Source organism: Streptomyces sp. NPDC048664, from assembly GCF_040650555.1.
Lineage (GTDB): Bacteria > Actinomycetota > Actinomycetes > Streptomycetales > Streptomycetaceae > Streptomyces.
Genome location: NZ_JBEZHK010000040.1, coordinates 60,557 through 69,069 on the forward strand (window position 1 = coordinate 60,557; position 8,513 = coordinate 69,069).

The window sequence follows — 8,513 nt, forward strand, 5'->3', positions numbered from 1 at the left end:
CCCCGCTCCGCAGGGCGCCCCCGAAGGGCTGCCCGCGAGCACGACCGTGAGGACCACACATGTCCGCCACCACCTTCGACCAGCACGTCACCGAGGCCCTCGCCCTCATCTCCCCGGCCCGCCGCCCGGTGACCGTCACCCGGCCGGCCCGATCCGCCAGCCCCCTTCAGCACGGCCGGCCCCGCCTCGCCCTCGTGCGCCGCCCCACCTCCCACGAGGGGAGCGAGCAGTGAGCACGACCCCTTCCACCCGCGGCCGGATCAACCAGGCACACACCGAAGCCCCCGAGAACCAACCGCCCCAGACCCCGGACACGGGCAACGCCATGCCGGACGACGAGACGCGGCTGCGCCGCCTCCTGTCCCGCATCGGCGTCCGACCGCTCGGCCACGCCGAGCAGCCCGTCGAGGACGAGCCCGAGCCGGGTGCGGACCGCCCCGACCAGGACCTGGAGTCCGCCGGTGCCACCCGTCGGATCTCGATGTCGCCCGGCGGACGGCTGCCCGTTCCCGGCCAGACCATCGACCTCACGGACCTCCCCGAGCAGCAGGACCCGGCCGACGAGCCGAGGCCCGCCGAAGACCAGGACGCCACGGCTGACCCGGCCGGGCCCCCGAAGGCACAGCCCGCGGAAGGGCCGGCGAAGAGCGCGTGGCCGCCTCGTGTCTCCTCGCGCCGGCGCAAGGACGACGACCAGGCCGAGGGCCCGGACGCCGCGGACGCGGACGAAGACCTCGCGGGTCCGGAGGGCGAGGGGCCCGACTGGTTCCGCGTACGGAAGGCCGCCGATCCGCAGGCACCGGATCCGGACCCCTACGAGGTGCACAACCACTACTACGGCACCGTCCAGGAGCCGTCGGCCCCCGCAGGGGAGGGGACCGGCCCGGGCCGCAACCGCAGCTCCCTCACAGCCTGGTGGGCGTCGCTCACGCCGCTGCAGAGGTTCATCCTCCACAACGGAGCCGCGGCAACCGTCGGCGCCTGGAGCTGGGGCGTTTTCACGGCCCAGTGGAACACCGGCCTGCCTCAGTGGACGCTCGCCGTCATGCACGACGCAGCGGCCAGCAGCAACGAGCCGTCCACCCCGTTCATCGTCGGCGGCGGCGTGATCCTGATCGCCGCGGTCGTCGGCGGCGGCATCTCCGCCTTCGTGGAGAAGTGGCTGTACCGGCTGCCCTCGTTCTGCGCCGCGGTCCGCTTCCTCACCCACATTCCGGTCGCCTCCGCCGGCATCGCCGTCCTGCTGTTCTCCGCCCCCACCTTCTAAGGACACCCGTGACCACCCTGCTCGCCGCCGGGGCCGGAACCAGCGCCCTCGGCCCGATGTCCGCCACCGCCGTCAGTGTCATCCTGATCGTCACGCTCATCTACGGGATCTGGGGCAAGGGGAAGAAGAAGCTGGCCCGAGGACCGGCCCAGGCCATCGGCTTCTTCGCCGAGCTCGCCTTCCTGCGCGCCGGCTCCTGGCCTCACGACCTCGGCACCGCCGTCCAGGACATCCCGCGCCAGATTGCTGCGAACCCCGACCTGGGATCCATCGGCATGACTGCGGTCGTGATCATCCTGCTCGTGCTGTCCGCCTTCGCCCCGATCGTCCCGTTCACCGGCGCCTTGTGGGGGATACTCACCGCGGCCGCCATGTCCGCAGCACAGGGCTCCATCTGGCGGGCGGTCATCGCCGTCGCCACCGCTGGGCTGTCGCTGGTGGGCGCATGACCGGGAAGCCGGACAAGACGAACCCCGCCAAGCAGGGACGGCGGAAGATCAGGCTGGAGCACATCCCGTTCGTGCGCGAGGTGCCCGTCGTAGTCAGCGCCACCATGGTCGCCCTGCGCTACATGGGAGCCTGGCTGCGCGACGGCGACCAGGAGAGCGGGGGCTTCCTCGTCCGACTCAGTGCACTCGGCCTCGCCGGCTACGTTGCCCTCTACTTCGCGGAGAAGCACCCCGGCCTCTGGTACGCCTACGGCGCCACCGGACTCGTCATCGTCACGACCGTCGCCGTCCGTACCGGTCTGTCGGCCGGCCGCACGGTGAAGGACCTGGAAGACGCGCACACCACTGCCGAGGAGGAAGCGCCTCAGGGGACCCACACCATAAACGATCATGAAATGGCGGGGGAGTGGGACCCCGAAACGACGCAGGCCCAAGCCACTTCGGCCGAAGCCGACGCCGCCTTCGCAGCGTTCGTCGAGCACAGCGTCGCCTTCGCCGTCCGCCAGGGCCGCAAGGGCGTCCACACCGACACTCTCCTCGAACGGATCCACCGGGAGAGGATGCTGGCCGACTGGACGGAACCTGTGATCAGACAGAAGTGCAAAGCCCTCGACATCCCCGTCCGAACCCAGATGGGCATCCAGGGGAGGAACTACTTCGGCGTGCACATCGCCGACCTCGAGCAGGCCCTCGGCAGGGCCCTACGGATCCCCGCCCAGCTGGTCCCCGACCTCACCCCTAACGCCCCCGCCGCACCCCCTGCCGATCCCCCCGCTCCACCCCCCGAAGTCGCCTTCCTCGAGGCCCCTGCGGACAGTGCCTGAACCATCCGCCCGGGAGCTCCCCCCGGCCGCCGGCCAGAGGGAGCTCCCGGGCGCCCGAAACCCCTGTCAGTCGGCCATCACTCCCCTCCCCCGCGGAGGCGCCGCCAGCCATCTATCGGCGACATCTACGACCGTCTGACCTGCGCATCTATCCCAAAGTTAGAAGCATCTACCGCCCCCATCTACCGTTCCCTATCGGCTTGTTCCCATCCCGTGCGGCGCGGCACCCCGGTACCGTCGAACCACATCCGACAGGACCGGCAGAAGAGGAGCCCGCAGTGGCATGGCGGTACGAGTGCGGCCCATGCGGGATCACGACCGGGTGGCTGCCGAAGGATCAGGCCGCCGCCAAGCGGGATGAGCACCGGGACACCGTCCACCCCGGCATGATGCCGACGGCCGAGGTGTTCGAGTCCAACGCCAAGTCGATCGCCAAGGATCCGGCCGCCCTGCGCATGTGGGCGGTCATCGCCGGCATCTGCCTGCTCGCCTGGATCATCCAGTCCATTAGCTGACGCGCAAGCACTCACACAGCGCTCTGACGCGCCCAACGCCGGGGCTGCCCAACGCCTCATGACGAGGAGACGGATCGACACCTCAACTACGCGTTGCGTATTGAGGATTCAATGTGTACTGTGATTTTCGCGGAGAAAGTTCCGCCTCTGTGTCACACGCCGCTCGCGCACAACACCTGTAGCAGACGAGCGCACCCACCACCTCCTGGAGCCCAACGTGCCCACGCCCCGCACCCTGACGCTCGGCACCGCCCTAACGGCCGCCGCGCTCCTCGCCCTCACCGGCTGCACCAACGAGCCCATCAAGCACGGCGAGGTCATCGACAAGCGTGGCTACGACGGTCGCTGGATCACCGACTACGAGGACGAGTACCGCCAGGACTGCTCGACCATCCGCACCAGCTCGTTCACCACTACCGCCTTCGCGGGCCGCAGCGGCGGCTCCAGCGGCAGCAAGTCCAGCAGCGGCAAGTCCAGCTCGTCGGGCAGCACCGGCAAGAAGAACAACGACACCACCCCCGACGGCTCCGGCGGCTCGTCCGGCGGTACCCAGCCCGGCAAGTCGCTCACCAACGGAGGCACCTCCGGCACCACCCAGCCCGGCTCCTCCGGCTCGACCACAGACGGCAGCAGCCAGCCCACCAAGCAGTGCCAGCGGCAATACGTCGGCCGGAAGCAGACCGGTCAGCACTGGCAGCCGGGCAAGTGGGAGCTCCAGCTCCGCGACGGCGACCGAACCGGCTGGATCACGGTCTCCGCGACCACCTACAACGACACCGATCTCCACGACCACATCTGACCGACCCCGGAGACCCACGAGGAAGATCCGTCATGCCCGACGCACCCAAGTACACGCCCTACAGCATCTACATGCTGGAGCCACACGCTGATCATGCGACCGCCGAGAACGGCCACATCCCGATCGAAGCCATTGCCGAACGCGTCTACGGCAAGCCGTATAGCTCGCTACGCGGATGCCAGCGGGACGACGAGCACATTGGCAATGACAGTGTGAAGCTGTACGAACTCACCTCCGACGACGACTACCTGGAAGCACTCGGAGACCTCGACGACGCCGAGCTGTACCTGGGCTGGGACTCCCGTGCCGGCGAGAGCGTCGTCAAGACCGGCATGACTGAGCTGGATTACTGGCTGAGCATCCGCGTCGCTGACGAGAACACGCCAGCCACTGTCGAGGCGAACCCGCCTGAAACGCAAGACCTTGAGAACGCCGTGTTCGAGGACCGATTCTTCGCCGATCGCGCTTTCTCTCCCTCGCTGAAATTGGTCCTGGCCGATCTCATCCGGCGCGGCGAGATCCCGCGCGGTGACTACCTGTTCCGGCACTGGTGGTGAGTGAAACGGAACGAGGACCGACGCCACGGAGCCCCGGTGAGTCACGACTGGCCCTCCTCCCTGGCGATCCGCTGCCACGCGACCAGTTACCCACCCCCAGCACACCCGTCCCGACTACCTCCGATGCGGGGCCACCACCCGGTGGCCCCGCATCATCCAGTGGGAGACACCAGATGCACCCCTTCGTTCTCGGAAGAGGCCTCGGAGCCGTCGTCACCCTGCTCGCTCTCGCCCTCAGCCGGCGCCTGACCAGGCGACCGCACTGCTCCTGGTGCGCCACAGCCTCGGCGTGGCCCACCTCCCAGCACGACCCCCTGCACTGCCGCGGCTACGTACAAGAACGACGCCGCGAGCGCCTCCGCGACATTGCACACGACGCCCGGTCCCGGAACCGAACCCCTGGGGCCACGCGCACCTCCTCGACGAAGAACGGTGCTAGCCGCAGCCCAGGCTCCGTCCCCGCCAACCCGGAGCCCCATAAAGCCACTTCACCCAGCCCACCAGATGAGGACCGATGGCCCGCTGCCCCGCCACACTCCCGACGGATCACACCACCTGCGCCGGCCCAGTCGCCGTGACCGTGCTCGACGCGGACAACGCTGGCGCCGATGGATGCGAACATCACGCCGCACGCCTCCTCGCCGTCCTCGACCGCGGCCGCGTCTTCGCACTGCCCCACGCCCCCGCCGGAGCGGCGCACCGCGTCTTCAAGGCTGCAGCTCCGCAGGGCGACAGCCTTCACCGCCTAGCCGACGCCATCGTGACCTCGCCTGCAACGACCCGATGAAGCCCGGGCCGACCAGGCCCCGCTAACCCACCACCAGTCACCTGAAGGGAACCCTCGTGTCCGTCGGCCACCACCCCGAACACACCGTAAAGGCGTACCGCGATGAACGCCCGTCCATCACCCGGCTCATCCTCGAAGCGCGTTGGGCCCACTATCGCCTCACCGACGCTCTCGAATACGACCCCGACAGCGACGCCGTCCCCGCCCTGCGCCGCTTCAACCTCCTGCACGCCGGCGCACTCGTCGACGTCCTCGCCCTGCGCACCCGAGACCCCGACCTCTACGAAGCCGCCCGCGACCACGGCGCCCTCCTCCGCGAGGTCGACGGCCTGGCCCTCGACGACCACCCCCACAACGGTCTCGACCACCTGCGAGCCCAGTACGCCCGACTCCACCAGCACACCCACGGCGACTCATGCCTAGCCCCCCAAGCCACTGACGACTCTCTGCCACCCAAGCGCCCCTTCCTCCGACCCGGCCCCCGGCTGGTTCGCCAAATGCTCGACACCTACGCCTGGGCCAACCTCGGCCTCACCTCCCGCTTCCCCGCCGTCGACGTGGCCAGCGAACAACGGCGACACCTCATGACCCGCGGACTCCTACTCGACTGGGCCGCCACCGCGGCACCGGCCGACAGCGCCGCAGCGGTGGCCGCGGCCACCGCCGGCCACGCCCTGCGGGCCCTCGACCGCCGGCCAGCCCTGAACGATCTGCGCGCCCGCGCCTACCTCCTGGACGCCTTCCGCGACTTCGACGACCAGCACGAAGACGAGGACCCGCACCCCCACGACTGCGCAGGGCGCTGCGACGGCACCGGCGAAGTCCTCACCGTGCTCACCTGGGAGCACCACGGCGACGACAACTACACCGCCGTCCACCAGGAGCCGATTCTCTGCTTCGGCGCCCCCACCGCCCACGCCCCGGACTGCGCCACCTGCGGCGGACACGGCTTCACCTACACGACCGGCTACCGCGAGCTCTGCCTCGACGGGCGCATCTGCGACGGCGAGCCCATCGCGGCCACCGTGGCGTCGCAGGGAGCATGACCCCGCCGCGTCCCAGGCAGCTAGAACAGCCGGCGCTGAGCGGCACGCCCCACCTGCGCAGGCGCCGGCCGTCCCAGGGCCGCTCCTTTGGACTGTGATTTCTCTCCCCCGACCTGAGGGGGAGAGAAGTCTCTCCCCCCAGCGCGGCAACTGAGAAATCTCCCCCCTGACCTGAAAGGAGGGAGATTTCTCCTCCCCTCCCCAGGGAGCCCAACTGCAGGGGGGTGATTTCTCTCCCCTCCGTGAATGCCGGAGGGGAGAGAAATCACCCCCGCGAAAGACGGGACTTGGCCACGCAGACCACCGCCAGAGGCCAGCTTGCCTTACAACTTGCCCTACAACATGCCCTACAACTTGCTCTACAGCTTGCCTTTCAACTTGCCTTTCAACTTGCCCCCAGGCTGCGCCCTCGACACGGAAACCTGCACTTCAGGGCGACGGTCAAGGGGGTTGGAGTGCGCCGACTACTTCTCTACGAGACCCCCAAGGGCACTGAGGACATCAGCGAAGAGCCACAGGCGAACGACAGGAAGGAGGAAGCCGGCGGGGAGTGAGGAGGAAGGGAGACGGAAGGGGAGAGCAGCAAGAGACGGGAGGAGCGAGGGAGAGAGGAGCAGGCGGACCGGCAACGGCAAGCAAGACGAAGAGGCCGAGGAGCACAAGAGCCGAAGAGACAGAGGAGCAGCCGAAGCACACAACGACAGACGAGACACAGACAGACCACGAAGCACGGAGCCAGACAGGGAGAACGGAAGCGGGAAAGCCAGGGACCGTCAGCACGAGGCAGAGCCGAGACAGGATCGAGAGGGGCGGGGAGTTGAGCAGGTCGCGACGAGGGCTGCGGAACGCAAGCGGCCCCGCCCAGCGAAACGCTGAGCGGGGCGCGAACGAGGGAGGCGGGGGAGGGGGCGCCGGAAGGGGGCGCGGCGCGCGGGATTAGGAGGCTGTCCGGAGCATCCGCCGGGCGGCCGCCCGGCCGCTGGCGCTGACGCGTTCCGCCGCGTGGAGTCGCAGTGCTCGCGCTCGCACGAACGCGGCGGCCGCCTCAGGGTCGCCACTCGCTGCGCGGGCAAGCAACTCCGTGATCTTGCTGTCGGTCATCAGGGGTCCTTTCGGGGCGCAACGGCGCGAGCTGTCACCGGCAATGCGGCATGGTTTGAGCTTCGGCGGCGGGGTTCGAGAGCGCGCGCGAAGCATCCATGGAGATCTTGAAGCTGAACACGGTAAGGACGATCGCGGAGACACCCAGCAGGACACCCAGGAAGATTCCAGTCCGGCGGCCGATCCTGCGGCCGATCCTGTGGTTCATCATTGCTCCCACTTTCCTAGCTTGTGAGGGTGGCGCGGAGATGTGCGGTCGGATGGGTGCCGCCCCCACCGGGGGGCGGCACCCGGCGTTAGAACCAAGTCGCCTCACAGCCGAGGTCGTTCCGGGCAAGGTCCCGAAGCGCGGACAGTTCACCGTGCGTCCCGCACTCAACACATGTGCCGCCGCGCCGGTCCCCGTCGGACTCGAAGTCGCCGATGCGAAGGATGTGCGGACGGGCTATGGGGGTCTTGATGTTGGACACGACCAGGCCGGACTCGGGGCGGGCTGCGGCGCGTGCCGCGAAGTACTCCATGCGCTCCTGGATGTCCTCCAGGTCCTGCTCGGCGAAAATCCAGGTCAGTCGCTCCACGGAGCCAGGCTCGCCGTACGGGAGCCCGGTCGTGGGGCACATCGCCAACTTCTCGGTGACGGGCGTAGCGACCTTCGGCGAACGGCGAAGCAGGGCGAGCATGGAATCTCCCAGGAGTTTGGCGCTGACGGCGACCGGCTGATGTGATTACAGTACACAACAAAACAGGAATACGCAACAAGAGCGGGACGGCCCGGCCCCCGGTGGGTGAGGGGGGCCGGGGCCGGGCCTGTGGCGGGCGCGAGCGGCCCTTGGAGGGCGGGGCCGCCCGGCCCTGGTCTGGGGTCTACTGCCGTCTCGGGGAAGGGCTACAGGGGGATCCGGGGGGATTGCGCGTCCAGCCGTCCCATGAGGCAGTCAGGGCAGAGGTCGGCTCCCCTCTCCGTCTCGTTGCCGCACTCCTCGCCCCATCCGGGGCAGGTGGTGGGTATCTCAGGCTGGCTGTTGCGCTGCGTCATCCTCGGCTCATCTCTACTGGTGTGGGTGCCCGGGGCCCGTGGGGGCCCTGGGCCGGGCCTTGGTGGGGGGTGTGGGGGTCCGGCGGCCCCGTGTTGGGGGTTGGGGCCGCCGGGGGGTGGGTGGGGGTTCAG

General features: G+C 69.1%; 11 protein-coding genes. 8 read left to right on the forward strand and 3 right to left on the reverse strand.

What is annotated here, in order from left to right; translation table 11 throughout:
- Positions 1-59: 59 nt before the first annotated feature.
- The 8 genes from AB0C59_RS31410 to AB0C59_RS31445 all read left to right on the forward strand — a co-directional run bounded on the left by AB0C59_RS31410 (position 60) and on the right by AB0C59_RS31445 (position 6,244).
- Positions 60-233 (forward strand): hypothetical protein, encoded by a 174-nt coding sequence (locus tag AB0C59_RS31410; RefSeq protein WP_363010620.1) that lies wholly within the window; start codon positions 60-62, stop codon positions 231-233.
- Complete coding sequence (locus tag AB0C59_RS31415; RefSeq protein ID WP_363010622.1) at positions 230-1,267, forward strand: hypothetical protein; 1,038 nt, start codon at positions 230-232, stop codon at positions 1,265-1,267. The genes AB0C59_RS31410 and AB0C59_RS31415 overlap by 4 nt, the downstream gene beginning before the upstream one ends.
- Before the next feature lie 8 nt (positions 1,268-1,275).
- Entirely contained in the window at positions 1,276-1,716 is a 441-nt protein-coding gene (locus AB0C59_RS31420; RefSeq protein ID WP_363010624.1) for a hypothetical protein, read from the forward strand.
- Positions 1,713-2,540 (forward strand): hypothetical protein, encoded by an 828-nt coding sequence (locus AB0C59_RS31425; RefSeq protein ID WP_363010626.1) that lies wholly within the window; start codon positions 1,713-1,715, stop codon positions 2,538-2,540. Before AB0C59_RS31420 ends, AB0C59_RS31425 begins: the two co-directional genes overlap by 4 nt.
- Before the next feature lie 278 nt (positions 2,541-2,818).
- Positions 2,819-3,055 carry a hypothetical protein gene (locus AB0C59_RS31430; RefSeq protein ID WP_024126621.1) on the forward strand — a complete coding sequence of 79 codons (237 nt, stop codon included), beginning with the start codon at positions 2,819-2,821 and terminating at the stop codon, positions 3,053-3,055.
- A gap of 217 nt (positions 3,056-3,272) precedes the next feature.
- A complete protein-coding gene (locus tag AB0C59_RS31435) occupies positions 3,273-3,854 on the forward strand; it encodes a hypothetical protein (RefSeq protein WP_363010628.1) in 582 nt (193 codons plus the stop codon).
- A gap of 32 nt (positions 3,855-3,886) precedes the next feature.
- Positions 3,887-4,411: a hypothetical protein gene (locus tag AB0C59_RS31440; protein ID WP_363010630.1), complete on the forward strand. Its 525-nt coding sequence runs from the start codon at positions 3,887-3,889 to the stop codon at positions 4,409-4,411.
- An 843-nt stretch (positions 4,412-5,254) separates the two neighbouring features.
- Positions 5,255-6,244 (forward strand): hypothetical protein, encoded by a 990-nt coding sequence (locus AB0C59_RS31445; protein ID WP_363010632.1) that lies wholly within the window; start codon positions 5,255-5,257, stop codon positions 6,242-6,244.
- Between the two features lie 936 nt (positions 6,245-7,180).
- On the opposite strand, the gene AB0C59_RS31450 is transcribed toward AB0C59_RS31445, so the two are convergent.
- From AB0C59_RS31450 to AB0C59_RS31460, 3 genes are all read right to left on the reverse strand, one after another.
- A complete protein-coding gene (locus AB0C59_RS31450) occupies positions 7,181-7,345 on the reverse strand; it encodes a hypothetical protein (protein ID WP_319657333.1) in 165 nt (54 codons plus the stop codon).
- 34 nt (positions 7,346-7,379) lie between these two features.
- A complete protein-coding gene (locus AB0C59_RS31455) occupies positions 7,380-7,556 on the reverse strand; it encodes a hypothetical protein (protein ID WP_363010634.1) in 177 nt (58 codons plus the stop codon).
- 85 nt (positions 7,557-7,641) lie between these two features.
- On the reverse strand, positions 7,642-8,025 hold the full coding sequence (locus AB0C59_RS31460; protein ID WP_363010636.1) for a hypothetical protein: 384 nt from the start codon (positions 8,023-8,025) through the stop codon (positions 7,642-7,644).
- Positions 8,026-8,513: the final 488 nt, after the last annotated feature.

Coding starts and splice junctions, on each gene's coding strand:
- AB0C59_RS31425 (WP_363010626.1), top strand. CDS start 1,713: ATGACCGGGAAGCCGGACAAGACGAACCCCGCCAAGCAGGGACGGCGG.
- AB0C59_RS31455 (WP_363010634.1), bottom strand. CDS start 7,556: ATGATGAACCACAGGATCGGCCGCAGGATCGGCCGCCGGACTGGAATC.
- AB0C59_RS31440 (WP_363010630.1), top strand. CDS start 3,887: ATGCCCGACGCACCCAAGTACACGCCCTACAGCATCTACATGCTGGAG.
- AB0C59_RS31460 (WP_363010636.1), bottom strand. CDS start 8,025: ATGCTCGCCCTGCTTCGCCGTTCGCCGAAGGTCGCTACGCCCGTCACC.
- AB0C59_RS31410 (WP_363010620.1), top strand. CDS start 60: ATGTCCGCCACCACCTTCGACCAGCACGTCACCGAGGCCCTCGCCCTC.
- AB0C59_RS31450 (WP_319657333.1), bottom strand. CDS start 7,345: ATGACCGACAGCAAGATCACGGAGTTGCTTGCCCGCGCAGCGAGTGGC.